At 70.0% G+C, this 25,009-nt stretch carries 23 protein-coding genes; 18 read left to right on the top strand and 5 right to left on the bottom strand.

From position 1 onward, the window contains the following. Nucleotides 1–77 precede the first annotated feature (77 nt). Both RZO50_RS12055 and RZO50_RS12050 read left to right on the top strand, forming a co-directional pair. Entirely contained in the window at nt 78–1,517 is a 1,440-nt protein-coding gene (locus RZO50_RS12055) for a gluconokinase (protein WP_322599969.1), read from the top strand. Next, on the top strand, nt 1,514–2,476 hold the full coding sequence (locus tag RZO50_RS12050; protein WP_322599968.1) for a phosphoglycerate dehydrogenase: 963 nt from the start codon (nt 1,514–1,516) through the stop codon (nt 2,474–2,476). The genes RZO50_RS12055 and RZO50_RS12050 overlap by 4 nt, the downstream gene beginning before the upstream one ends. Here RZO50_RS12050 and RZO50_RS12045 read toward each other — a convergent pair. Then, nucleotides 2,457–3,155 (bottom strand): FadR/GntR family transcriptional regulator, encoded by a 699-nt coding sequence (locus RZO50_RS12045; RefSeq protein ID WP_322599967.1) that lies wholly within the window; start codon nt 3,153–3,155, stop codon nt 2,457–2,459. The genes RZO50_RS12050 and RZO50_RS12045 overlap by 20 nt on opposite strands. 157 nt (nt 3,156–3,312) lie before the next feature. Here RZO50_RS12045 and RZO50_RS12040 point away from each other — a divergent pair, with 157 nt between their 5' ends. From RZO50_RS12040 to pth, 5 genes are all read left to right on the top strand, one after another. Further along, on the top strand, nt 3,313–4,701 hold the full coding sequence (locus RZO50_RS12040) for a GntP family permease (protein ID WP_322599966.1): 1,389 nt from the start codon (nt 3,313–3,315) through the stop codon (nt 4,699–4,701). 31 nt (nt 4,702–4,732) lie between these two features. Next, nucleotides 4,733–5,500 carry an SDR family oxidoreductase gene (locus RZO50_RS12035; protein ID WP_322599965.1) on the top strand — a complete coding sequence of 256 codons (768 nt, stop codon included), beginning with the start codon at nt 4,733–4,735 and terminating at the stop codon, nt 5,498–5,500. A 20-nt stretch (nt 5,501–5,520) separates the two neighbouring features. Beyond that, a complete protein-coding gene (locus RZO50_RS12030; RefSeq protein WP_322599964.1) occupies nt 5,521–6,537 on the top strand; it encodes a zinc-binding dehydrogenase in 1,017 nt (338 codons plus the stop codon). A 406-nt stretch (nt 6,538–6,943) separates the two neighbouring features. Then, on the top strand, nt 6,944–7,567 hold the full coding sequence (locus RZO50_RS12025) for a 50S ribosomal protein L25/general stress protein Ctc (RefSeq protein WP_322599963.1): 624 nt from the start codon (nt 6,944–6,946) through the stop codon (nt 7,565–7,567). A gap of 72 nt (nt 7,568–7,639) precedes the next feature. Next, nucleotides 7,640–8,224, top strand: a complete 585-nt coding sequence (pth, locus tag RZO50_RS12020; RefSeq protein WP_322599962.1) for an aminoacyl-tRNA hydrolase — start codon at nt 7,640–7,642, stop codon at nt 8,222–8,224. Between the two features lie 42 nt (nt 8,225–8,266). Here pth and RZO50_RS12015 read toward each other — a convergent pair whose 3' ends face one another. Then, nucleotides 8,267–8,749 carry a hypothetical protein gene (locus RZO50_RS12015; protein WP_322599961.1) on the bottom strand — a complete coding sequence of 161 codons (483 nt, stop codon included), beginning with the start codon at nt 8,747–8,749 and terminating at the stop codon, nt 8,267–8,269. Nucleotides 8,750–9,018: 269 nt separating this feature from the next. On the opposite strand from RZO50_RS12015, the gene mfd reads away from it, so the two are divergent. From mfd to RZO50_RS12000, 3 genes are read left to right on the top strand one after another with little or no spacing between them, the layout of a single operon-like run. Continuing rightward, a complete protein-coding gene (gene mfd / locus RZO50_RS12010; RefSeq protein WP_322599960.1) occupies nt 9,019–12,627 on the top strand; it encodes a transcription-repair coupling factor in 3,609 nt (1,202 codons plus the stop codon). Between the two features lie 43 nt (nt 12,628–12,670). Continuing rightward, nucleotides 12,671–13,483, top strand: a complete 813-nt coding sequence (locus RZO50_RS12005) for an alpha/beta fold hydrolase (protein ID WP_322599959.1) — start codon at nt 12,671–12,673, stop codon at nt 13,481–13,483. Continuing rightward, a complete protein-coding gene (locus tag RZO50_RS12000) occupies nt 13,476–14,042 on the top strand; it encodes a TetR/AcrR family transcriptional regulator (RefSeq protein ID WP_322599958.1) in 567 nt (188 codons plus the stop codon). Before RZO50_RS12005 ends, RZO50_RS12000 begins: the two co-directional genes overlap by 8 nt. A gap of 18 nt (nt 14,043–14,060) precedes the next feature. Here RZO50_RS12000 and RZO50_RS11995 read toward each other — a convergent pair whose 3' ends face one another. After that, nucleotides 14,061–14,294 carry a hypothetical protein gene (locus RZO50_RS11995; RefSeq protein WP_322599957.1) on the bottom strand — a complete coding sequence of 78 codons (234 nt, stop codon included), beginning with the start codon at nt 14,292–14,294 and terminating at the stop codon, nt 14,061–14,063. Between the two features lie 38 nt (nt 14,295–14,332). Here RZO50_RS11995 and RZO50_RS11990 point away from each other — a divergent pair, with 38 nt between their 5' ends. After that, a complete protein-coding gene (locus tag RZO50_RS11990) occupies nt 14,333–15,166 on the top strand; it encodes a sulfurtransferase (protein ID WP_322599956.1) in 834 nt (277 codons plus the stop codon). 105 nt (nt 15,167–15,271) lie between these two features. Here the strand turns inward: RZO50_RS11990 and RZO50_RS11985 are convergent, their stop codons facing one another. After that, nucleotides 15,272–17,947 carry a phosphoenolpyruvate carboxylase gene (locus RZO50_RS11985; RefSeq protein WP_322599955.1) on the bottom strand — a complete coding sequence of 892 codons (2,676 nt, stop codon included), beginning with the start codon at nt 17,945–17,947 and terminating at the stop codon, nt 15,272–15,274. Nucleotides 17,948–18,105: 158 nt separating this feature from the next. On the opposite strand from RZO50_RS11985, the gene nhaA reads away from it, so the two are divergent. From nhaA to RZO50_RS11950, 7 genes are all read left to right on the top strand, one after another. Further along, a complete protein-coding gene (nhaA, locus tag RZO50_RS11980) occupies nt 18,106–19,284 on the top strand; it encodes a Na+/H+ antiporter NhaA (protein ID WP_322599954.1) in 1,179 nt (392 codons plus the stop codon). Beyond that, nucleotides 19,236–19,934: a nucleoside triphosphate pyrophosphohydrolase gene (locus RZO50_RS11975; RefSeq protein ID WP_322599953.1), complete on the top strand. Its 699-nt coding sequence runs from the start codon at nt 19,236–19,238 to the stop codon at nt 19,932–19,934. The genes nhaA and RZO50_RS11975 overlap by 49 nt, the downstream gene beginning before the upstream one ends. A 31-nt stretch (nt 19,935–19,965) precedes the next feature. After that, nucleotides 19,966–21,216 carry a histidine--tRNA ligase gene (gene hisS, locus RZO50_RS11970; RefSeq protein ID WP_322600033.1) on the top strand — a complete coding sequence of 417 codons (1,251 nt, stop codon included), beginning with the start codon at nt 19,966–19,968 and terminating at the stop codon, nt 21,214–21,216. Between the two features lie 83 nt (nt 21,217–21,299). After that, nucleotides 21,300–22,163, top strand: coding sequence for an SGNH/GDSL hydrolase family protein (locus RZO50_RS11965; RefSeq protein WP_322599952.1), 864 nt, complete (start codon nt 21,300–21,302; stop codon nt 22,161–22,163). A 50-nt stretch (nt 22,164–22,213) separates the two neighbouring features. Next, nucleotides 22,214–22,621: a GntR family transcriptional regulator gene (locus tag RZO50_RS11960; RefSeq protein WP_322599951.1), complete on the top strand. Its 408-nt coding sequence runs from the start codon at nt 22,214–22,216 to the stop codon at nt 22,619–22,621. After that, complete coding sequence (locus tag RZO50_RS11955; RefSeq protein WP_322599950.1) at nt 22,618–23,655, top strand: DUF1648 domain-containing protein; 1,038 nt, start codon at nt 22,618–22,620, stop codon at nt 23,653–23,655. Before RZO50_RS11960 ends, RZO50_RS11955 begins: the two co-directional genes overlap by 4 nt. Beyond that, nucleotides 23,652–24,548: a CPBP family intramembrane glutamic endopeptidase gene (locus RZO50_RS11950; RefSeq protein WP_322599949.1), complete on the top strand. Its 897-nt coding sequence runs from the start codon at nt 23,652–23,654 to the stop codon at nt 24,546–24,548. The genes RZO50_RS11955 and RZO50_RS11950 overlap by 4 nt, the downstream gene beginning before the upstream one ends. On the opposite strand, the gene RZO50_RS11945 is transcribed toward RZO50_RS11950, so the two are convergent. Further along, entirely contained in the window at nt 24,514–24,999 is a 486-nt protein-coding gene (locus RZO50_RS11945) for a PaaI family thioesterase (RefSeq protein ID WP_322599948.1), read from the bottom strand. The genes RZO50_RS11950 and RZO50_RS11945 overlap by 35 nt on opposite strands. Between the last annotated feature and the right edge of the window lie 10 nt (nt 25,000–25,009).

The following is a 25,009-nucleotide window of genomic DNA, read 5'->3' as shown; positions in this document are numbered from 1 at the left end:
TGACACGATCGAATAAATCATACTATTGAGTACGGGGCGACCGATGCCCCGGAAGTCACAGACGACGGACCTGGATCATGATCATTCTCGCGCTCGAATCAAGTACGACCTCGGCCAAGACACTCCTGTTCGACTCCGACACGGGACGCCTCGCGGTCCGCAGTCGCCGGTTCGAGGTCGAGGGCCCGGACACCTCCGTGCGGGATCCCGACGCCATCTACACCCAGCTCATGGCCCTCGGTCGCGAAGCGGCGGCGGGTGTCCCGGTCGATCTGATCGTGCTGAGCGGCACATGGCACGGTCTCACCCTGGTCGACGAAGATCTCCGCGTGGTCACCCGGGTCCGGGAGTGGCCCGATACGAGCGCGCAGGACCTGTCCGCCCGCGAGCGCGCAGATGCCGACTTCACCTGGTGGTTCTACGAACGCACCGGCTGCATGGTCAATGCCATCTACCCCGCCTTCAAGCTGGCCTGGCTGCAAGAACAGGGTATGGCGCTGGGCGGACGTCTCGCGCTCGACCAGGCGACCCTGAACTTCGCTCGGATGACCGGCGAGGCATCCACCAACGTCTCGCTCGCTTCCGGCTCCGGCCTGCTGGGCGCGGAGTCCCTCGGGTGGGACGCCGAGGTCCTGCAGCGGCTCGGCATCTCGGATGTGCGGCTCCCCGAGCTGCGCGACGCCTCGTACACGGCACCGCTGTCGCCCGATGCCGCGGTTCTCCTGGGGCTGCGTTCGGGCATCCCGGTCCTCACGCCCGGGCCCGACGGCGGACTCAGTCAGGTCGGCGACCGGGCCACCGAGCCGGGTGACATGACCTTCTCGATGGGGACCAGCGGTGCGCTGCGCTTCGCGACGCGACACCCCTCGTTCTCGCCCGCGATGAGCACGTGGTCCTATCGGTCCCCCCTCGGGGCGCTCAGCGGTGCCGCCACATCCGGGTGCGGCAACTGCGTCGATTGGGCGCGGGAACGTCTGTTCGGGCTGACCACGGACTACTCCGAGATCGAGCCGTTGCTCTCGTCCGAGAAGAAGGACCTGCCGGTGTTCCTGCCGTTCCTGTTCGGCGAGCGCAGTCCGGGCTGGCAGGACCAGCGTCGGGGGGGATTCCTCGACCTCAAGCCCACCCACAGCCGAGCGGACATGTATCAGGGCGTGCTCGAGGGGATCGTCTTCTCGCTCTACCACTGCTTCAAGGAGCTCACGGCGCTGAACGGCATGCCGCGGCGCATCGTGCTGTCCGGGGGTGTGCTGTCGTCGCCGTTCTGGACCCAGTTGGTGGCGGACGTGTTCGGAGCGGAGATGGAGGTCTCGGCCCTCCAGCACAGTTCGGTCGTCGGGGCGGTGCGCATGGGGCTGCTCGCCAGCGGCTTGCCGGCCGAGCACGTCGCGTTCGACGACGCCACCCCGGGCCGCATCGCGCCCCGTGCCGAACGCAAGGCCCACTACGACGGTGAGTTCGCGCGGTACCTCGATCATTACTCGCAGACGCGACCGGGATCGAGGGCTGTGCGATGAAGGTGCTCGTCACGCCCACCTCTCTCAGCCGCACGCCGGATGCGCCCGCCCTCCGCGCGCTTCGCGCCGAGGTCGACGAGGTGGTCCTCAACCCCTACGCGCGGCCCCTGACGGCTGCCGAGCTCGCCGAGCTCCTGCCCGGCGTCGACGGAGTGATCGCCGGTCTCGACGAGTACTCGGCCGAGGCGCTCGCCGCGGCAGACCGTCTCAAGGTGATCGCGCGCTACGGGGTCGGCGTCGACCGTGTCGACCTCGCTGCGGCCGCCGAACACGGCATCGTCGTCACCCGGACGCCGGGCGCCAACTCCCTGTCGGTCGCCGAGCTGACGATCGGACTCGCGTTCGCGGTCGCGCGGGGGATCGCCGTCGCCGACGCGGGCGTACGGGCGGGTGGATGGCCGCGGATCGACGGCCGCGAACTGACCGGGGCGACCTTCGGGGTGGTCGGGTTCGGGGCGATCGGTCGCTTGGTGGCCGAGCGTGCACGCGGGCTGGGGATGACCCCCGTCGCCTACGATCCTTTCCTTCCCGATGCCGTGTTCGCCGACATCGGCGTGGAGCGCCTCGACCTCGACGATCTGTGCCGCCGCTCGGATGTGGTGAGCCTGCACGTTCCCCTCACCGAAGGCACACGGCACCTGATCGACGCGCGACGTCTGGATCTCCTCCCTGCCGGAGCGATCGTCATCAACACCGCCCGAGGGGGATTGCTGGACGAGGCTGCGGTGCGGGACGCGCTCGATGGGGGGGCGCTGTTCGGCGCAGCTGTGGACGCCTACGAAACCGAGCCGCCGTCGGCATCACCGTTGGTCGGGCATCCGCGTGTGGTGTCGACGCCCCACAGCGGCGGTCACACGCGCGAGGCCGTGCAGCGGATGACGGATCAATCGATCGCCGACCTGTTGGCGGTGCTGCGCGGGAGCGGGTCTCCCCACGCGGTCAGCCCGATTCACCCCTGACCTCGCCTAGGACCGTGTCGACGTACCGGCGCGTGTGGTGCTCGGCGGCCTCCGCGTCACCGCGGGCGATCGCCGCGGCGGTCTGCGTGTGGTTGTGCAGCGCCTCGTGTTCCGGTGTCGCGGGGGTCAGTCCGACGCGTGAGCGCCCCGCGATCACCTCGGCGATCGGCTTCTTCACCGCTGCGAGCATCAGGTTGCCGCTGGCGTCGAGGATGAGGTCGTGGAAGGCGATGTCCGCGGCGAGGTAGTCCTCGCTGTCACCGCGTCCCTGCGCGCCGAGCTCCTCCAGGAGGCCCGACAGGCGCAGGATCTCGGACCGTTGGAGATCGGTGGCGCGCGATGCGGCCAAGCGGGCGGCGATCGGTTCGATCGCGGCGCGGAGTTCGGTGACCACGACCAGCTGCTGGGATCGGCGGGGCCCGGCCAACTGCCAGGCGATGAGGCGCGTGTCCAGCGCGCTCCAGGCCGTGGCGGGCTGCACCGTCACGCCGACGCGGCGGCGCGAGGCCACCATGCCCATCGCCTCGAGGACGCGCACGGCTTCCCGGATCACCGTCCGTGACACGCCGTACTCCTCTTCGAGCCCGGCCGCGGTGAGCACCTGACCGGGGGAGAGGTCTCCGGAGGCGATGCGCACGCCGAGGTCGTCGAGCACGTTCGTGTGCGAGGCCTGTGCCACAGCGACTCCAATAAATACGATCTTCTAATAGATAAAGTACGATCTTTATGTAAGGATCGGGTGTCCCCACGGTACGCCGCGGAGGACGCTCGCATAGTACACGCGGTCACCGCGACGAGGTCGTCGGTGCCCTCGGCACATCAATGGAGATTCACCGATGGAAGATTGGTCCCAAACCCTGGGGACGGCTCCGCTCCTGCTCATCGCAGCCGGCGCGATCGCCCTCATCCTGCTTCTGATCATCGTGTTCAAGGTCCACGCCTTCCTGACACTGATCATCGTCTCGCTGCTCACGGCCTTCGCGGCCCAGATCCCGGTCAGCGCCATCGCGTCGACGTTGACCGGAGGGTTGGGGGGCACACTCGGATCCGTCGCCCTCCTGGTCGCCCTCGGAGCGATGCTCGGACGGCTCATCGAGCACTCGGGAGGCGCCAAAGCGCTCGCCGATCGCTTCGTCGACATCTTCGGAGAAAAGCGCGCTCCCTTCGCCCTCGGCATCGCCTCACTGATCCTCGGGTTCCCGATGTTCTTCGACGCCGGTCTCGTGATGATGCTCCCCATCGTCTTCGCCGTGGCGCGGCGCGTCTCGAAGAACAACGTGCTGCTGTTCGGAATCCCGACGGCGGCCGCCTTCTCGGTCATGCACGTGTTCCTCCCGCCGCACCCCGGCCCGGTGACCGCGACCGAGCTGTACGGCGCGAACCTCGGCATCGTGCTGATCCTCGGCCTCGTCATCGCCTTCCCGACCTGGTATCTCTCCGGCTACCTGTGGGGGAAGTTCGTCTCGACCCGCATCCAGCTGCCCGTCCCCGCGCTGTTCGGCGACATCGATGAGGACCAGCCCGTCAACCCGCCCAAGCCCGGGACCATCGTCGCGCTGCTTCTCCTGCCGATGTTCCTCATCTTCATGAACACCGGGCTCACCACGCTCGCCAGCGTCGGTGCCGTGTCGGCGGATGAGCTGTGGGTGCAGGTGCTCGTGCTGCTCGGCACGTCCCCGGTCGCATTGCTGATCACGGTGCTCGTGGCCATGGTCGTGCTCGGGACCCGTCGCGGCGAGAAGGGCACGGCGATCGAGAAGCTGCTCGACTCCGCGCTCGGGCCGGTGGCTTCGGTCATCCTCATCACCGGCGCCGGCGGCATGTTCGGCGCGGTGCTGCGCGCCTCGGGCATCGGTGAGGCCCTCGCCGACACGCTCAGCGACCTGGGTCTTCCCGTCATCGTCGCGGCATACCTGATCGCCGTCGTCATCCGCCTGGCCCAGGGATCGGCCACCGTGGCACTGGTCACCGCGGCCGGTCTGGCCGCGCCGGCCGTGCTCGCGGGTGACTTCAACCCGTTGCAGATCGCCGCGATCGTCCTGGCCACCGCCGCCGGCTCCGTCTTCGCCGGTCACGTCAACGACTCCGGGTTCTGGCTCGTCGGTCGCCTCATGGGCATGGACGTCAAGACCACGCTGAAGACCTGGACGGTGCAGCAGGCCATCGAGTCGGTCACCGCCTTCGTGTTCGTGCTCGCCGTGTTCGGCGTCGCGTCGATCGCCTGATCCGTACGAAACGACAACCCGGAGGAATCCCATGTCCGACCTCTTCGACGTCTCCCACCGCCTGGCGCTGGTCACCGGCTCCACGCGCGGCCTCGGCCGATCCCTGGCGGCAGGGCTGGCCCGCGCCGGCGCGCGGATCATCGTGCACGGCCGCAGCGCCGAGGCGGCCGCGCGAACGGCCGCAGAGATCGCGGAAGAGTCGGGCACGCCCGCCGCGTCGGTCGCGTTCGACGTGACCGACGCGGCGGCGGTCGAAACCGGTGTCGCCGCGATGATCGACGAGCACGGCGTGCCCGACATCCTGGTCAACAACGCCGGGGTGCAGCGCCGCGCGCCGATCCAGGAGTTCTCGGTCTCGGACTGGGACGACATCATGGCGGCGAACCTCAACGGCGTCTTCTACGTCTCGAGGTTCGTCGCGCCCGCCATGATCGAGCGCGGCTCCGGCAAGATCGTCAACATCGCCTCGGTGCAGTCCTCCCTCGCCCGGCAGACCATCGCGCCGTACTCCGCGTCCAAGGGCGGCGTCGCGCAACTGACGAAGGGGATGGCCGCCGATCTCGCCCGTCACGGCATCCAGGTCAACGCGCTGTCGCCTGGATACTTCGCGACCGAGATGAACCGCGACCTCGTGGACGACCCCGCCTTCAGCGGGTGGCTCACACAGCGCACGCCCGCCCAGCGCTGGGGGGACTTCGCCGAGCTCGACGGTGCTCTGCGCTTCCTCGCCTCGGACGCGTCGAGTTTCGTGTCGGGGCAGAACATCTTCGTCGACGGCGGAATGACCGCGGTCGTCTGATCGCTGAGAAGGAGGGCGATATGCGAGCTGCATACATCGACGGCAAAGAGTCCATCCGCATCGCGGAGCTCGAGACGCCGCAGCCGACACCGGATCAGGTGCGTGTGCGCATCGATTACGTCGGGATCTGCGGCAGCGACCTGCACTACTACTTCGAGGGCGCGAACGGCGCCTTCGTGGTGCGGGAACCGCTCATCCCCGGCCACGAGGTATCGGGACGTATCGACCACGACCCGACGGGCGAGTGGGTGCCCGGCACTCCCGTCACGGTGCACCCCGCCACGTTCGGCGCACCTCGCGAAGGTCTTGAGGATGCGCCGCATCTGCGGCCCGGCGGCGCGTACCTCGGGTCCGCCTCGACGTGGCCGCACACCCAGGGTGGTCTCGTGGAGCATCTGCTCGTCGATCGGGACATGGTCCGCCCCCTTCCGCCCACCCTGCCGGTGCGTCGCGCCGTGCTCGCCGAACCGCTCGCCGTCGCGATGCACGGGCTCGGCAAGGCCGGCGACGTCACCGGCAAGAAGGTGCTCGTCACCGGCGTCGGCCCGATCGGGCTGCTCGCCGTCGCCGCCGCCGTCGCCGCCGGCGCGGCCGAGGTGACGGCGACCGACGTCTTCGATGAACCGCTCGAGCGTGCTCGCTCGCTCGGAGCCTCCGCCGTCGTCAACGTCACGCGCGAGGAGGTCCCGTCGGGGGCCTACGACGTCGTGCTGGAATGCTCGGGCGTCGGCGCCTCGATCGACACCGCGCTCACGGCGGCGGTCATCGCCGGTACGGTCGTGCAGGTGGGGATGGTGCCCGACACCCCGCGGCCCATCAACATCGCACCCTTCATCTCGAAGGAGCTGAGATGGTTCGGCACCTTCCGCTTCAACGATGAGATCGACCACGCCATCGCCCTGCTCGATGCGAATCCGGGCATCGAAGAGGTCGTGACCCACGTCGTCCCGGCCGACCAGGCCGTCGAGGCGTTCACCGTGGCGCGGGACTCGCGCGCGTCGGGCAAGGTCGTGGTGGCGGTGTGGCCGGAGGGCTGACCGCCCAAGGACGACGAACGCCCCGCCGGCCGGCGGGGCGTTCGTCGCGCGGGCGGGTCAGTCGCGGTAGCCCTGGCGCCCCATGCTGAAGAAAGCGAGCACCACGCCCACGCCGCCCACCGCGGCGACGGCGGCGACCGCCCAGAGAATGACGTGCGAGGCGAAGCCGTAGTCCATGAGGAGTCCTCCGAGGGGTGGGGTCGGGTGCGTTCCTCATCGTACCGGTCGCGCTGGTAGACTCTTCCCTGAACTTCGGCGAGGGATCCGCGTGCCATACGGCGGTATCCGTGATCGACGAGGGCGGACAGGCATTTCCTCACGCGCTCGCGTTCGAGTCGAACACCCCCATACCTCGCTCCGTACGGAGCATCGCAACGGGCCTGTACGCCCGCAAGGAGAATCCACCATGTCGACCGAAATCGATGCCAAGGTCCACGCCGAACTGCGCGAGAACTTCGGAAAGGGCTTCGCCCGCCGTCTGCGCGCCGCCGGCCAGATCCCCGCGGTGGTCTACGGCCACGGCACCACGCCCGTCCACGTCGCCCTTCCGGGACACCAGGTCTCGCTGCTCGTCCGCCGCGCCAACGCGCTGCTCGAGCTGGACATCGACGGCAAGGACCAGCTGACCCTGGTCAAGGACGTCCAGCGCGACCCGGTCCGGCAGATCATCGAGCACATCGACCTGCTCGTGGTCAAGAAGGGCGAGAAGATCCACGTCGACGTTCCCGTCACGATCGTGGGTGAGCCCTTCGCCGGGACCATCGCGAACCTCGACGCGTCGACGGTGACCCTCGAGGTGGAGGCGACCCACATCCCCGAGCACGTCGAGGTCGACGTCGAGGGTCTGGAGGACGGCGCGCACGTCACCGCCGCCGACCTGAAGCTCCCGAAGGGTGCTGCGCTGGTCACGGAGGCCGAGACGCTCGTCGTGGCCATCTACGTCCCCACCGCCGCGCTGGCCGCGGAGGAGGAGATCGCCGAGGCCGACGCCCAGGTCGCCGCCGAGCAGTCGGACGAGTCCGCGGAGTAATCTCGATCAGCACGAGGGGGATGCGCCGGCCGCATCCCCCTCGTGCTGTTCCGTCCGGACGGAGAGAGGCACATGGCACGCACCTGGCTCATCGTGGGCCTCGGAAACCCCGGCCCGCGCTACGAGGCGACCCGTCACAACATCGGGCAGATGGTCGTCGATGACCTGGCCGCGCGTCGTGGTGAGGGGTTCCGCGCGCACAAGGCGGGTGCGCGTGTCGTCGAGACATGGCTGCGTCCGGGCGCCGACAAGCTCATCCTCGCCAAACCGAACTCTTTCATGAACGTCTCCGGCGGGCCGGTGTCGTCGCTGGCGAGGTTCTACGGGATCGATGCCGACCGTGTGGTCATCGTCCACGACGAACTCGACATCCCCTACGACACCATCAAGCTCAAATCCGGCGGTGGCCACGGCGGCCACAACGGCGTCCGTGACGTGGCCAAGGCACTCGGAACGCCCGATTTCCCGCGCGTGCGCGTCGGGATCGGGCGCCCGCCCGGCCGCCAGGACCCGGCCGATTGGGTGCTCGACCCGTTCGGTGCCGCCGAGCGGCAGACGCTTCCCCACCTCATCGGCGACGCCGCGGATGCGGTGGAGCAGCTCGTCGATGAAGGGCTGGTCGCGGCTCAGCAGCGTCACCACGCTCCGCGCCCCTGACGTGGGGTTCTCCGCGTGGCATCGTCCGCGGCGAGCGGGATGTCAGGATGCCGGCAGTGTCGAGATGGCCCCGGCGGCGACGCCGAGGAACAGCAGCACGTACACGAGCGTGCCGTAGACGATCGGTCCGAGCGTCGCGACAACGATCGCCGCGATGGCCCACGCTCGTCCCTGTCCTTTCACGGCGGCGATGATCCCCTGGGTCAGCCCCCAGATGCCGAAGACGGTCCCCGCCCAGAAGGTGATCTCGGCGACCAGCACGAGCCCTCGCACGGGTGCCAGGATCGCGAGATCGAAGTCGGCGGTGGCCGGGACGTCCCCGAGCTCGGCCCCCAGACCTTCGCCGATCGCGAAGCCGGCGACGGCGCCGAGGACGGGCGCGAGGATGCCGGCGATCGCGGCGACGACGAAGGCGACGATACCGAGGCCGGCCGTGCGCGAGGCGGGTCGAGGCTGCCAGGGCTGGTGTCCGTAGCCCGGACCGGTGGCGGTGGGCGGAACGGTGCCGGCGAAGGCCGACGGCACGGGTCCCGCAGCGTAGGGGGCCGGAGGTGTCGTCGGGTGCGGGTGACCCTGCTGCGGGATGGCTGGTCCGCCGTACGCGGGGGGCGAGGGGGGTGCGAAGCCCGATCCCGCCGGCGGGAGCGGGGGCGCGGGTCGAGGTGCCTGCTCGGCCTCCGTCGCGTGCGTGGCAGGGTCTCGTGGTGCTGCGGGCTCGCTCACGCGTCTCATCATAGGAGGAGCGCCCCACGGCGGGCGGACTCGGTGTCGGCCGGGCGGATTAGACTCGTGCGGTGACAGTTCCCGGGATCGTTCGCGCCCTCGAACACGACGACTCCTTCGCCGAGGCGGTCTCCTCGGCCCTTCGGGATCTCGACGTGTCCGCCCCGACCGGGATGGACGCGCCGCTGCTGGCGGCGTTCCTGCGACGGCGGACCGACGCCGGGCATCCGCCGGTCCTTCTCGCGGTGGCTCCCACGGGTCGCCGTGCGGAGGCGCTCGGCGCGGCCCTCGAGGCACTCGTCCCCGGTGTGGAGATGGTCCACTTTCCCGCGTGGGAGACCCTTCCGCACGAAAGGCTGAGCCCGAGTCCGGAGACCGTCGGACGCCGGCTGGATGTGCTCCGCCGCCTGGCCGACCACGACGGGTCCACCCCGATGGTCGTGACCGCTTCGGTGCGCGGTGCGGTCCAGCCGCTGGCGGCCGGGCTGACCGCGGTGCCGCCGATCGCCCTGACCGTGGGCGGCCGCGGTCATGAGCTCGACGACGTCGTCATGGCGCTGGTCGAGCGCGCCTACCACCGCGTCGACATGGTGTCGCGGCGGGGGGAGTTCGCCGTTCGCGGTGGCATTCTCGACGTCTTCCCGCCCGTGGCCGACCACCCGTACCGGGTGGAGTTCTTCGGGGACGAGGTCGATCAGATCCGCGCGTTCTCGGTCGCCGACCAGCGTTCGCTTCCCGGCGAGGTCGACGGGGTGACCCTGGTTCCCAGTCGGGAACTGCTCCTGACGGCCGATGTGCGCGACCGGGCGCGCTCCCGCATGGATGCGCTGCCGGGCGTGCGCGGCATGCTCGAGAAGATGTCGGAGGGGATCCCGGTGGAGGGCATGGAATCCCTCATGCCCGCGGTGGTGGACGAGCTGGTGACGCTCGCCGACTATCTCCCGGCGGGCGCCTCGCTCGCCCTGGCCGACCCGGAGAGGTCGGTCACGCGCGCGATCACGCTGAGCGAGACCAACCGCGAATTCCTCGACGCCGCGTGGTCGGCAGCGACCGCCGGTGCCGACACCCCCGTCGACCTCGGGGCGGGCGACTTCGTCGCGCTTCCGACCCTGCGCGAGCGCATCGCCGAGCGGGGCGGTGTGTGGTGGACCCTCAGTGGATTCGATTCGGGAGCCGCCGATGCGTCGGCGGAGGGGCTCATCGACGTCGATGCCGCCCTCGAGGCCGCCGCCACTGCGAAGGTCGCCGCCGGGTCGGTGCCGAGTTTCCAGGGGAACGTGGACGGCGCGACCGGGCACGTCCGCGACCTCCTCGCCGCGGGATGGCGCGTGGTGATCACCGCCTCGGGACCGGGCCTGGTCGAGCGGGCGCGCGACGTGCTCAGCGAACGCGGGATCGCGGCGACGATCGTCGAGGCGATCGACGGCGACGTGCCCGCCGGCACCGCTCAGCTCACCTGCGCCGTGCTCGAACGCGGGTTCCAATCCGAGGGCGCGCGCTTCGCGGTCATCACCGAGTCGGAGTTCTACGGGCGCACGATCGGCGGCGACACCCGGGTGGTGAAGAAGCTCGCCTCGCGACGTCGCAATGTCGTTGACCCGCTCCAGCTGAAGTCGGGCGATTTCGTCGTGCACGCCACCCACGGGATCGGCCGGTTCGTCGAGCTCGTGCAGCGTGAGGTGTCCTCGGGAGGGAGGAACGCCGTCAAGAGCCAGCGCGAATACCTCGTGCTCGAGTACGCGCCGACCAAGCGGGGCTACCCCGGCGACAAGCTCTTCGTGCCGACCGACCAGCTCGACCTTCTCTCTCGCTACGTCGGGGGAGAGGCGCCCGCGCTGTCGAAGATGGGCGGCAGCGACTGGGCGCAGGCGAAAGGCCGCGCCCGCAAGGCGGTGCGGGACATCGCCGTCGAACTGGTCAAGCTGTACTCGGCGCGCATGGCCGCCAAGGGGCACGCCTTCGGCCAGGACACCCCGTGGCAGCGCGAGCTCGAGGAGGCGTTCCCGTTCGCCGAGACGCCTGACCAGCTGCAGACGATCGACGAGATCAAGGCCGACATGGAGAAGTCGATCCCGATGGACCGACTGCTGTCCGGAGATGTCGGGTTCGGCAAGACCGAGGTCGCGGTCCGTGCGGCGTTCAAGGCCATCCAAGACGGCAAGCAAGTCGCGATGCTCGTCCCCACGACTCTGCTGGTCAAGCAGCACCTGGAGACCTTCGCCGAGCGGTTCGCGGGGTTCCCGGTGAAAGTGCGCCCGCTGTCGCGGTTCCAGTCCGACAAGGAGGCCCGACTCGTGGTGGCGGGGTTGGCCGACGGGTCGGTCGACATGGTGATCGGCACCCACCGGATCCTCACGGAGAACGTGGTGTTCAAAGACCTCGGCCTCATGATCATCGACGAGGAGCAGCGGTTCGGTGTCGAGCACAAGGATGCGCTGAAGAAGCTCAAGACGAATGTCGACATCCTCGCGATGAGCGCCACGCCCATCCCACGCACCCTCGAAATGGCGGTGACGGGGATCCGCGAGATGTCGACGCTGGCCACCCCGCCCGAGGACCGGCACCCGATCTTGTCGTTCGTGGGCCCGCGCAACGACAAGCAGATCGCCGCGGCGATCCGACGGGAACTGCTGCGTGAAGGGCAGGTCTTCTACGTGCACAACCGCGTGCAGTCGATCCAACGCGTCGCGGCCGACCTCGCCGAGCTCGTGCCCGAGGCGCGCATCGCGGTGGCTCACGGCCAAATGGGCGAGCATCAGCTCGAGCAGGTCGTCGACGACTTCTGGGAGCGCCGCGCCGACGTGCTGGTGTCCACGACGATCATCGAGACCGGCTTGGACATCTCCAACGCCAACACAATCATCATCGACCGCGCCGACAAGTACGGCCTCAGTCAGCTGCACCAGCTGCGCGGTCGAGTCGGGCGAGGCCGCGAACGCGCCTACGCCTACTTCCTCTACGACGAGGCGAAACCGCTGTCGGAGACCGCGGCCGATCGGCTGGAGACCATCGCCGTCAACAACGACCTCGGCTCGGGTATGCAGGTCGCGCTGAAAGACCTCGAGCTGCGCGGCGCGGGGAACCTGCTGGGGGCGGAACAGGCGGGCCACATCGCCGGTGTCGGGTTCGACCTGTATCTGCGCATGATCGGCGAGGCCGTCTCGCAGTTCCGCGGCGAAGACACCGACGGGCCGACCGAATTGCGGCTCGAGCTTCCGGTGCAGGCCCGCATCCCGGAGGTGTACATCGACAGTGAGCGGCTTCGTCTGGAGGCGTACCAAAAGCTGTCCGCGGCGGCGTCGGCCACCGCCGCGGACGATGCGATCGATCTCGTGCTCGAGGAGCTCACCGACCGGTACGGTGCGCCGCCGGAGGATGTCGCGGGCCTCGTCTCGGTCGCGCGCCTGCGTCGCCGCGCGGCGCACGCCGGGCTCGCCGACGTCGTCGCGATGGGGCCGAACCTCCGGATCGCCCCCGCGCATCTGCCGGACTCCATGCGCGTGCGCCTGCAGCGGCTGTACCCGAAGGCGAAGCTCGTCGCGGGAGGCGACGCGCTGGTGGTCCCCCTTCCGACCGCGGGAGGGGCGGCGCTGTCGGATGCGGACCTGGTGGCCTGGGTCGGTCAGCTCTTGGACCAGCTCTGGCCACGGAAGGCGGAGGCCGAGCTGTCCTCGGCCTAGTTCCGCTATTGTCATTAGCTAGAAAGCTATGTATATTAGCCGCATGACAGATGGAACGCAGTACCTCTCCGTGCCCGGAGGGCGCATCGCTTTCGACGTAGGGGGAGCGGGCCCCACGGTCCTGCTCGTCCCGGGGATGGGGGAACTGCGCTCGTCCTACCGTCACCTCGTCCCGCTCCTGGAGAACGCCGGTCATACGGTCGTGAGCGTCGACCTGCGCGGCCACGGTGACAGTGACACCGGATTCGACGAGTACGGCGACACCGCGACGGCCCGTGACCTGGCCGCCCTCATCCGCCACCTGGGTGGACCGGCGACCATCGTGGGCAACTCGATGTCCGCCGGCTCCGCCGTGATCGTCGCGGCCGAGCATCCCGACCTCGTCGAGGCGCTGGTGCTGCTGGGACCGTTCGTTCGGAACCCGCCGACGAATCCCGCGATGAAGCTTCTGTTCCATGCCATGACCGCGCGCCCGTGGGTCGTGCCGGTCTGGAAGGCGTACATGCCGACCCTGTACGCCGGTGACAAGCCCGCTGACTTCGACTCCTACCGCGAACGGGTCGCCGACGCGATGCGTCGACCCGGGTACGCGCGCGCCTTCAGCCGCACAGCACGCACCGACCACGCACCGGCCGAGCGGCGGATCCACGACGTCGCGGCGCCGAGCCTCGTGGTGATGGGTGAGCTCGACCCTGACTTCGCAAGCCCACGGGCCGAGGCGGAGTGGATCGCCGATGCGCTCGGTGGCGCGGTGGTGATGGTCCCCGGCGCCGGCCACTATCCACAGGCGCAGAGTCCCGAGGCCACGGCATCCGCCGTTCTAAACTTCCTGGCCGAGGCGCGGCGTCGTGCCTAGGGTCGGTCTGGATGCCGATGCGGTCATCGCGTGCGGCGCCGAGATCCTCGACGAGGGAGGCGCCGCGGATCTGAGTCTGGCGGTCGTAGCCGCGCGGCTCGGTGTCAAAGCGCCGTCACTGTACAAGCATGTCGACGGTCTCCCCGGCCTGCGTCGCGGTGTCGCCCTCGCCGCGAAAGCGGAGTTCGAAGAGGTCCTGGGGCGCGCGGTCCGCGGCCGGTCCGGCGCCGATGCCGTGCGTGCGATCGCCGCGGCCTATCGCGCGTGGGCGCGTGAACATCCCGCGCGATACGCGTTGACCGTGCGTGCCCCTGCACCCGATGACCCGCAGGACCAGGCGGTGTCAGCGGCACTCGCCCAGGTCGTCTTCGATGTGCTGGCCGCCTACGGTCTCGCGGGAGAGGACGCGGTTGACGCGACCCGCTTCCTGCGTTCGTCGCTGCACGGGTTCGTGACCTTGGAGACCGCCGGGGCGTTCGCCCTCCCGGTCGATCCCGACGCCAGTTTCGGCCGGATGGTCGATCGTCTCGACGCGAGTCTGGTCGACAGCGGCCGGTGATCCCGAGCGGCGAGGTCGTCAGCGGTGCCCTTCTCGGCGCCGCAGGTGACGCGCGCGCACGAAGACACCGCTCCAGAAGACGGCGAGGATCGTCGAGGCGGTCGCGAGGAACCCTCGCCACACGTCGGGGTCGACGGCGAACGCCGCCACCCACACGACGGCCATCGCTACCCACACGATCATCTGCATGACGACGAGAGCGAACTGTCGAGTGGCCAGGGAATGGACGAAAGCGCTCCACCAGTCAGACACCATCCGACCGTAACAGCGCGGGTGGATAGGGTCGGGGCATGGATGTCCTCGAGACGGTGCCGCCTTTCGTCTCCGCCGCCGAGCTCCACCGGCTCCCCGGCGTGGTGGTCCTCGCGGATGTGCGCTGGTATCTCGATGGCCGGTCGGGGCGCGAGGCGTACGACCGCGGCCACCTTCCGGACGCCGTGTTCGTCGACCTCGAGCGCTGGCTGTCGGCGGCGGCGACCCCCGCGGCGGGGCGGCATCCGCTGCCGTCGCCGGAGGTCTTCGCCGAGGGCATGCGCACCCTCGGGGTGGCCGACGACGACATCGTGGTCGCGTACGACGATCAGGGCGGGGTGATCGCGGCGCGACTCGTGTGGATGCTGCGGGTGACCGGGCATCGGGCCGCCCTCCTCGACGGCGGACTTGCGACGCACAGCGGCGACCTCTCCACGACGACACCGATCCGCACCCGGTCGGCCTTCACCGCCCGGGAGTGGCCGGAGGCGATGCTCGCCGGCGTCGACGACCTCGTGCACGAGGACGCCATCGCCGTGGATGCGCGGGCTCGGGAGCGTTTCGTCGGGGGAGAGGACCCCGTCGACCCGCGCCCGGGACATGTCCCCGGGGCCCGGAGCGTGCCATGCCGCGACAACGTCGACGCCGACGGCTTCCTGATCGCCGACGAGGGCATCCGGGAGGGATTCGCGACCGCCGGCGTGACCGCCGACACCGTCGACCGTGTCATCGCGTACTGCGGGTCGGGGGTGACCGCGTGCCATAACCTGCTCACCATGGAGCACCTCGGGATCGGTCGGGCGCGCCTGTTCGTCGGCGGCTGGTCTGCGTACAGCCGCGACCCGGAGCGCGAGGTCGAGACCGGCCCCTGACGACCGTCATGTCGGTGGGGCGGGGTGCACCCGACCTCAGCGCACCAAGAGGTACGGACGGCCGCGCCCGCCACGCGGACGATCGCGAGGCCGACGGAGCGTGAGTCAGCCGGTGTTCTGAAGACCCGCCGAAACGCCGTTGACCGACAGCAGCAGCAGACGCTGCTGGTCGGGGTCGAGGTCCCGGCCGTTGGCGGCGTCGTCGCGGAGCGTCCGCAGGGCACGCAGCTGCAGGAGCGACAGGGCGTCCACGTACGGGCTGCGCAGCTTCACGGCGCGCTGAAGCACCGGCTTGTTGGCCAGCAGCTCGTCCCCGTCGGTCAGCCGGATGACCCACTCGCGGGTGAGCGCCATCTCCTCGCGCACGAGCGCCGCGAGCTCCTCACGGTCGCCCAGGTCGAGATACCGCATCGCGATCCGGTCGTCGGTTTTGGCCAGGCTCATCGCCACATTGTCGATCAGCGTGCGGAACAGCGGCCACTGTTCGTACGCACGGCGAAGTTGCGCCTCGTCGCCGACTGCCTGAAGGGCCGTACCGAGGCCGAACCAGCCGGCGAGGTTGATACGCGCCTGCGACCAGGCGAACACCCACGGGATGGCGCGGAGGTCGGCGAGGGACTCGACCGACAGACCGCGGCGAGCGGGGCGCGAACCGAGGGCGAGGAGCCCGATCTCCTCCATGGGCGTGACCTGCGCGAACCACGGGGCGAAGCCCGGGGCGTTCACCAGCGCGGCGAACCGGTCGCGGCTGGCGGTGTCCATGGCCTCGCCGATACCGCGGAACTGCTGCGCGGCGTGCCGGTTGGTCCGCTCGACCGACGGCGAAGACGCCAGGAGCATCGCGGCGGCGACCTGATCGATGTGCCGCTTGGCGATGGCCGGCTCGCCGTAGCGGGCGAAGATGACCTCGCCCTGCTCGGTCAGCTTGAAGCGACCGTCGACCGAGTGCGGCGGCTGGGCGAGGATGGCGGAGTTGGCGGGCCCGCCGCCGCGACCGAGTGCACCGCCCCGCCCATGGAAGAGGGTCAGTTCGATCTTCGCCTCCGTCGCCCAGTCGGCGATCGCCGCCTGGGCTTCGTACAACGCGAGCGTCGCAGCGACGGGGCCGACGTCCTTCGACGAGTCGGAGTAGCCGAGCATCACCTCGAGCTTGTCGCCCGTTTCGGCCAGTCGCGCCGCGAACGAGGGATGCTGCACGATCTCGCGCAGGATCGCCGGCGCAGCCTGCAGGTCGGCGAAGGTCTCGAACAGCGGGATGACATCCAGCACCGGAGGGGTTCCCCCCTCGCCGACGGCGTAGCGGGCCAATCGGTGGACGTTCGCAAGATCCTCGGCGGACTGGGTGAACGACACGATGTACCGACCGGCAGCGCGGGGTCCGTAGCGGTCTTGGAGGAACTTCACCACGCGGAAGACCTCGAGGACCTCCTCGGTCAGCTCCGAGCGCTCACCACCCGCGTCGAGCTCGTCGAGCACCTTGCGATGGACCGCGGAGTGCTGGCGGACCTCGAGCTCGGCGAGATGGAATCCGAACGTCTCGACCTGCCAGATCAGCTGCTGCAGCTGGCCGTAGGCCTGGCGTGGCGCACCGGCCTGGATGAGGGAGTCCTGCACGACGCGGAGATCGGCGAGCAGCTCGTCCGGCGTCCCGTAGGCGAGGTCGGCGTCGCGCGTGCGCGTCGCCGCGATCTTGCGCGTCGTCAGCAGCACGATGCCCCGGTGCAGCTCGCCGGGCGAGCGCTTGGCGATGTCGCGGGCAGCGTCTTCGTCTGCGGCGCGGAGGCGGTGCCACAGCGCGGTCGCGGCCTCGCTGGGCGGGGTCGTGTCCGCGTCGAGGGTGAGCGTGCGACCGATGCGCTGCGCCGCGCGTTCGAGCCCGAGCAGCACGTGCTCTCCGGCGATCTTCGCCGCCTTGCGGGTGACCGAGGCCGTCACGAAGGGGTTGCCGTCGCGGTCGCCCCCGACCCACGAGCCGATCCGGACGAACGGGCGCACCACGGGGCTGCGACTTCCCGCGGCAGGGCCCTGGAGTGCGTCGTCCACGCGGCGGTAGACCTCGGGGATCGAGGTGAAGAGGGTGTCGTCGAAGACCGCCATGACCGCGCGCACCTCGTCGGTCGGCGACGGCTTCTCGGCGCGCAGCGGACCGGTGCGCCAGAGGGTGTCGATCTCTTCGAGCATCTGACGTTCGGCGCGGGCTTCGTCGGCACCGTTGCGCAGCGAGGCATCACGATCCTCGAGGAGCTCGGCGAGCCGGCGGATCCCGGTCGAGATCGCGCGGCGTCGCGCCTCCGTGGGGTGCGCGGTGAAGACCGGGTGGAAACGCAGCCCCTGCAGGCGTTCCAGGGCCGAGTCATCGCCGATCTCGGCGGCCAGGCGCACGAACGCGGCGGCCACCGAGTCGGTGGCGTCCTCGCGATCGGGTCGGCCGTCGCGCTGCCGCAGCACGCGCACCCGCTGGTGCTCCTCGGCGAGGTTGACGAGGTGGAAGTAGCACGTGAAGGCCCGCGCGACTTCCTCGGCGCGGTCGATGCTGAACGACTCGGCAATGGCCTCGGCGCGGGCGAACGCCTCCGGGGTCGCGTCCGTGTAGGCCTGGATGGTCGCCGCCCGCAGGCGTTCGACGTCTTCGAACAGGCCCGGGGATCCGCTTTCCCGGAGCACGCGTCCGAGCAGTCCGCCGAGCAGCCGCACGTCGGCGCGCATCGTGTCGGGGATCTCCTGGCCGGCTTCGTAGCGGCCGACGAGGTCGATCGCCTCGGTGTTGGTCAGTTCGCGCATACGTCCACGCTAGCGTCGCCGCGGGGGGCCTCTTGACACGGACGGCTCCCGTGCTCCCGCGGACGGCGCCGACGGACGCGCCCGGTAGACTGGGAGCTTGGTGTGCCGGGAAGTCTGGTCGGCGTGGTTCAGCGCATCCCAGACGACGAAAGGACCGTATGTCCCAGTCCCCTCTGTCACTGTTCCGCTCCGAGCGGTTCCCCGCGATCGTTCTGCTCGTTGCGGCGGCGGCGGGCCTCGCGGTGGCGAATTCGCCCGCGGGCACCGCGGTCGACGACTTCATGCACGTCTACATCGGCATCCCGGAGTTCTTCGAGTTGTCGGTGTCGCACTGGATCAAAGACGGTCTGCTGGCGCTGTTCTTCTTCGTCGTGGCCGTCGAGCTGCAGTTCGAGCTGACCAGCGGTCAGCTCAACTCCGCCAAGAAGGCGCTGCAGCCGGCCATCGCCGCCGCGGGCGGGGTGATCGTCCCGATCATCTTCTACGTCGCGATCGCGAACGGTTCGGACGTCGTCAACGGATGGCCGATCCCGACCGCGACCGACATCGCCTTCGCCCTGGGTGTGCTCGCCGTGTTCGGCAAGGGGCTGCCCTCGGCGCTGCGTGTCTTCCTGCTGGCCCTGGCGATCCTCGACGACATCGTCGGCATCATCTTCATCGCTGTGCTCTTCACCACCGACGTCAACTACGGCATGTTGCTCGGCGCGGCCGGCCTGGTCGTCCTGTTCGGCATCCTGTCCCGCCGCGTCGACACGCGGGCGCGGATTCCGATCACGATCGCGCTCATCGTGATCGGCGTCGTCACATGGGCTCTCGTGTACAAATCGGGTGTCCACGCGACGATCGCCGGTGTGGCGCTCGGACTGGCGATGAGTCAGCAACCGGCGCTGCATGCCCGTCACGTGCTCGAGCCGTGGGTCAATGCCATCGTGCTGCCGGTCTTCGCCTTCTCCGCCGCTCTCGTGGTGATCCCGGAGGTCAGCCCGAGCGAGCTCTCGCCGGCGTTCTGGGGCATCCTGGTCGCTCTGCCGGTCGGAAAGATCGTCGGCATCGGCATCTTCGGCTGGATCTCGTTGCGTGTCGGTCACCGTGAGGGACCGCCGGCGCTCACGTTCACCGATCTGCTCGCGGCCGGTTCGCTGGGCGGCATCGGCTTCACCGTCTCGCTGCTGCTGTCGGAGCTGGCCTTCGCGGATCATCCCGAGATCCGGGATCAAGCGACGCTGGGTGTGCTCGGCGGCTCGATGATCTCGCTCGTTCTCGCCGGTGTTCTCGTATCGTGGCGGGCATGGCACTACCGTCGGCTCGAGAAGACGATCCCCGCCGCGACGGCCTGAGCGACCCGCTCCGCGCCGCCGCCGAGACGATGCGCGCGGTGAGGGATCGTTGCGTGTGGAGCCAGCAGATCGATCACCGCGCCCTCGTGCCCTATCTGGTCGAGGAGAGCGCCGAGCTCATCGACGCCATCGAGGCGGGTCCCCGAGAGGATGTCCGCGAGGAGCTCGGCGACCTGCTGTGGCAGGTGCTGTTCCACGCCGAGATCGCCTCGCGCGATGCGGACGCGCCTTTCGACATCGACGATGTGGCGCGGGGCCTGACTGAGAAGATGGTCCGTCGACACCCGCATGTGTTCGCGGGGGAGAGCGCCGAGACGCCGGCGGAGGTCCTGCGGCTCTGGAACGCGGCGAAGGCCGAGGAGAAGTCCGCGCGCACGAGCGTCCTCGACGGCGTGAGCGAGCGGATGCCCGCTCTCGCGCTCGCGCAGAAGGTCACAGGCAAGGCGCGGGGCGTCGGAGTCGACGTGTCCGCGCCGGCGTCGATGCCGGAATCAGAGCAGGAGCTGGGCGATCTGCTGCTGAGCCTGGCCGCAGAGGCACGGCAGCGGGGATGGGACGCGGAGGGTGCGTTGCGTGCGCGGATCCGCAGCCTCGGCGACCGCGTGCGGCTCGCGGAGGGTGGGGACGGTTCCTCCGGCCTGGAACAATAGGGTCGTGCCGACCGTCAACCCGCCGCGCGGAATGCGCGATTTCCTGCCCGCAGAAAAGGCCCGCCGTGAGCGCGTGCTGTCCGTGATCCGCGAGCGCTATCGCGTTCACGGATTCGATGAGATCGAGACGCCGGTGATGGAGGACCACGCGCGCCTGCACGCGGGGATCGGCGGGGACAACGAGAAACTCGCCTATAACGTGCTCAAGCGTGGTCTCGACGCCGACACCGTCCGCGCGGCGGCGGATGACCCCGCCGCTCTCGCCGACCTCGGGCTGCGCTACGACCTCACGGTGCCCCTTGCTCGCTTCTACGCGTCGAACCGCGCCGACCTGCCGGGGGTCTTCCGCTCGGTGCAGATCGCGCCGGTATGGCGTGCCGAGCGTCCGCAGAAGGGCCGCTATCGCCAATTCATGCAGTGCGACATCGACATCATCGGCGACGCGTCCTCCCGTGCAGAAGTGGAGCTGATCACCGCAACGCTCGACACCCTCGACACCCTGGGCCTGGAGGGCGGCTCCGTCCGCATCAACGATCGTCGGATCCTCGATGCGATGCTCGAGCACTTCGGTTTCCCCGTCGACGAGCGCCCGGGTGTCCTGATCACGATCGACAAACTCGACAAGATCGGCCCGGACGGCGTCGGCGCCGAGCTCCGGGGGCGGTCGTCCGTGCCGGAGGCGGTGGACGGGTTCGTCTCTTTCCTCTCCCGCGAACCGGCCGAGACCGGGGGCTTCGGTGAGGCGGCCATCCGCGGCGCGCTCCCGGACGGACTCGGCGGCGAGGCGATCGATTCCCTCGCCCGCATCGGGGAGGCCGTCGCTGCCGCGCGCGGTGCGGGCGTTCCGCTGGAGTTCGATCCTTTCCTCGTGCGGGGCATGGGGTACTACACCGGCACCATCTTCGAGGTGGCGCACCCGTCGGTGTCGTACTCGCTCGGCGGCGGCGGGCGCTACGACGGCATGATCGGTCGCTTCCTCGGGCAGGAGGTGCCGGCGGTGGGCTTCTCGATCGGCTTCGAGCGGATCGTCGATCTCGTCGCCGACCGCGAAGACGGTGTCCGCGACGCGGTCGTCGTCGTGCACGACCGGGATGTCCCGGTGACGGAGCTGGCAGAGCTCAAGGCGCGCCTGATCGGTCAGGGACGTCGCGTGCGACTCGAGCAGCGGCCCAAGAACCTCAAGCCGCTGCTGGATCGCGCGACGGCCGACGGGTACTCCCACTTCGCCGCCGTGCACGCCGGTGCAGACGCCGACTCTCTCGAGCTGAAGCCGCTCGGCTGAGCGCGCTCCGCCTGGAGCGTGGCCGTCGGCATCGTTCACCCGGGCGTCAGCGGGGGTTCAGGTCGACGGTATGCAATCGCGGCATGAGTCCGACCCGTACCGTCGCCGTCGCCGCCTTTGCGGCGATCGGCGCCGCGGCGGCGACACTGGCCGCCGCCCGCGTGGCGCTGAAGCGTCAGGCTACGCACGCCAGGCGGGTGATCGGCAAGCCGTTGGGTGAGGACGCCCTCGAGGCCGACCGGGTGTGGCGGCGCAGGCTCGAGGGGAAACCGCTCGAGCTGCTCGTCCTCGGAGACTCGATCGCGGCCGGGCTCGGGGCGACGCGGCGCAAGGAGACGCTCGGCGCGCGTATCGCGAAGGGTCTCGCGAAGAAGGCGTCTCGTCCGGTCCGGCTGCGCACGGTCGCCGTCGTGGGATCGGAGTCCTCGGCGTTGAGCGACCAGCTCGATGAGCTCTCGGACGACGACGAACCGGATGTGGCGGTGATCGTGGTCGGCGGCAACGACATCACGCATCGCGTGCCGGTCGGGGTCTCCGTCGCCCACCTCGTCGATGCGATCGGTCGCCTCCGCGCCCGCGGAGCCGAAGTCGTGGTGGGTACGTGCCCGGACCTCGGCGCGCTCCGGCCGGTCCCCCAACCCCTGCGCTCGCTCGGATCGCGGATGTCGCGGCAACTCGCCGAGGCCCAGGCCGAGGCCGCAGTGGCCGCGGGTGCTTACGCGGTGTCGCTCCGGCACGCTGTCGGCCCGTTCTTCCTTTCGCAGCCGGACGAGATGTTCAGTCTCGATCGGTTCCATCCGAGCGCATTGGGCTACCGGCGCACCGCGGAAGCTCTGCTGCCGGCGGTGGCCGGAGCGCTCGGATTCGGGCGAACGAGTGCCGCCACGCGGCATCCCCTCGACCGGGGGAGAGGCGCGGCGGACGAGGGCCCTGTGGCTTCGCGATGACGCGACCACGGGTATTGTGCGTATTGTTCTAGTGGAACTATAATAGTCGCGTGCTCATTCGCGTCGACCCTTCGCAGGACGTCCCCCTGTGGGAGCAGGTTGCGGCGTCGGTGCGGCTGGGCATCGCGACCGGGAGCATCCACGCGGGGGACAGGCTTCCGTCCGCGCGCGATGTGGCGGCTTCGCTCGACCTGAACCTGCACACGGTGCTGCGGGCGTATCAGGAGCTCCGAGATGAGGGGCTCGTGGACATGCGACGCGGCCGCGGTGCGGTGGTCACCGCGGCCGCCGGAGCTCTCCCTCGCCTGCGCGATGACGTGGTCGCGCTCGCCGAGCGCGCGAGAGAGCTCGGGCTCGCCCCCGGCGTACTCGCCTCGCTCCTCGCCGACGTCGACCCCGCCGTGCGCGCCGCCGTCCCCACGGACGGCCCATCGATGAGAGGAAAGGGGTCCTCATGACCGCCGTCCCCCCGCGCGAGGAGCGTGCCCTGCTCGCCCGCGCCCGCCGCGCCTTCCGGTGGTTCGGGATCCTGTTGCCGTCGATCCTCACCATCGCGGCGGTGGTGATCCAGCTCGCGGTCCTGCCGCAGGTGCCCGACCCCGTCGCGGTGCACTGGGGGGCGAGCGGCGAGCCCGATGGATACGCCGCGCCCTGGACGGTTCCGCTGCTGACCGGCGCCCTGGGCGGCGGGATGACCCTGGTCCTTGCCGCCTTCGCTCTGATCGGTGCGCGCGAGGGGGAGTGGGGGCCGACGATGCGCTTCCTCGGAGCCCTCACGCCGGCCGTCGTGGGCGGTCTGGTCGTCATCATCACCTGGACCTTCGTCGCGCAGGTCGGATCGTCCTCGTGGTCGGACGCGGGGGGAGTCGTCGAGCCGCTCGTATGGGGAGGTGCCACGGGCATCGTCCTCGGTGTGGTGGGCTGGGTCTCCCAGCCGCGTGTGGTCGTCAGCGGCGGTTCGGTGGGTGAGGTCGCCCCGCTGCGCGCCCTCGGCCCCGGGGAGCGCGCCGTGTGGGTGCGCACGGCCTCGCTCGCCCCCGCCGGGATGATCGTCTTGGTCGGCGCGGCGGTGATCCTGTTCACGCTCGCCGGCTTCGATTTCGCCGTGGCGGGCGGTGCGTGGCCGATCCTCGCCGCCGTTGCCGTCGTGCTCACCCTCGTCATCCTCGCGACCGTGCTGTTCCGGGTGCGGGTGGACGAAGGGGGACTGCGCGTGTCTGCACCGCTCGGTCTGCCGCGCTTCCACATCCCGCTCGATGAGATCGACGAGGTGAAGGTCGTGTCGGTGAACCCGATGGCGGACTTCGGGGGATGGGGTCTGCGCAAGGCTCTCGACGGCCGCACGGGCGTGGTGCTGCGTCGCGGCGAGGCGCTCGAAGTGCACCGGGCAGCGGCGAGCACCTTCGTCGTGACCGTCGACGACGCCGCGACCGCCGCGGGGCTGTTGCAGGTGTTGCGCGATCGTGCCGCGGGCGGGGGGACGTCTCGATGAATCGTGTGCCGGTCCTCCCCGTCGCCGTCTTCCTTGCCGTCGCCTTCGGTGGGGCGTGGCTGGTCGTTCTCCCGCTGTGGATGGACCCGGCGGGGCTGTCCTCGCCGCTCGCGCCGTTCCTGCTGCCGGCGATGATGTTCACACCGACGCTGGCGACCGCGGCCGTGGTCTTCGTCCTGCGCACCCCCGCCGAGCGGCGCCGCGCATTCCTCGGCCTCTGGCCGCTGGGCAGGCTCGGCCGGTGGTTCGGCTTCCTCGGGTTGGCCCTGGTCGTTCCCATCGCGGTGGTCGTTGCCGCGGTGGTCATCTCCGGTGCGCTCGGCTGGGTCGACATCGACCTCGCCGAGCTGTCCGGGTTCCGCGAGCAACTGGACGCCGCCGTCCCCGCCGGCACCCCCTTGCCGCCCGTGCAACTCCTCCTCGTGCTCCAGCTCGTGCAGCTCCCGCTGGGGGCGGTCATCAACAGCGCCTTCGCCGCGGGCGAGGAGATCGGGTGGCGCGGCTGGCTGCAGCCGGCGCTCATGCCGCTCGGAACCTGGCCCGCACTCCTTCTCACGGGGATCGCGTGGGGGCTCTGGCACAGCCCGGTCATCCTGCTCGGCTACAACTTCGGGCGGCCCGACCTCACCGGCGTGCTTCTCATGGTCGGCGGGTGCGTCGCGTGGGGCGTCTTCTTCGGATGGCTGAGGCTGCGGAGCGATTCCGTGTGGCCGGCCGTCCTCGCGCACGGGTCTCTGAATGCGGTCGGAGGATTCGTGCTGCTCGTGGCCGCGGCCGGCAGGACGCCGGACATGGCGCTGGTCGGACCGCTGGGGGTCGCCTCCTGGATGCTGGTGGCGATCGTGATGATCGTGGTCGTCAGCCGGGGAAAGATGCGTCCTTCGCCTCGGTGACGCGTCGTTTCTCGCGCACGTAGACCTCGCGCCGCACGTGAGCGACGATATCGCCATCCCCGTCCCGGATGACCGTCTCGAACCATTCGAGGACCTTCGCGCCGCCATGCGCACGCTCTCGAAGCTCCGCGATCTTCTCCGGCGGAACGTGGAAGTGCGCTGTCAGCACACCCCGGCCGGGTGTGACGAACTCGATCTCGCCGCGGGTGTCCCACACGATGAAGTCGGGGCCGAGCTGATGTCTCACCAACATGAAGAAGTACGGGTCGGTCATCGCCGACATCGATCCGCCGAACGCCGTCTTGACGTAATTGCGCGTCAGCGGATTCACGTGCAGCTCGACGCTCGCCGACGTCCAGTCGTCGGAGAACCGCCGCACGCGGATACCGCTGAAGAGATTCGGGAACCACAGGCTCATACCGACCGCGAGGCGTCGAGGGGTCATCCGCATCAGGGCATCT

This window comes from Microbacterium xanthum (genome assembly GCF_034531355.1).
Lineage (GTDB): Bacteria > Actinomycetota > Actinomycetes > Actinomycetales > Microbacteriaceae > Microbacterium > Microbacterium xanthum.
Note: the sequence above shows the minus strand (reverse complement) of the source record. Positions and strands in the feature narration are given on the sequence as shown.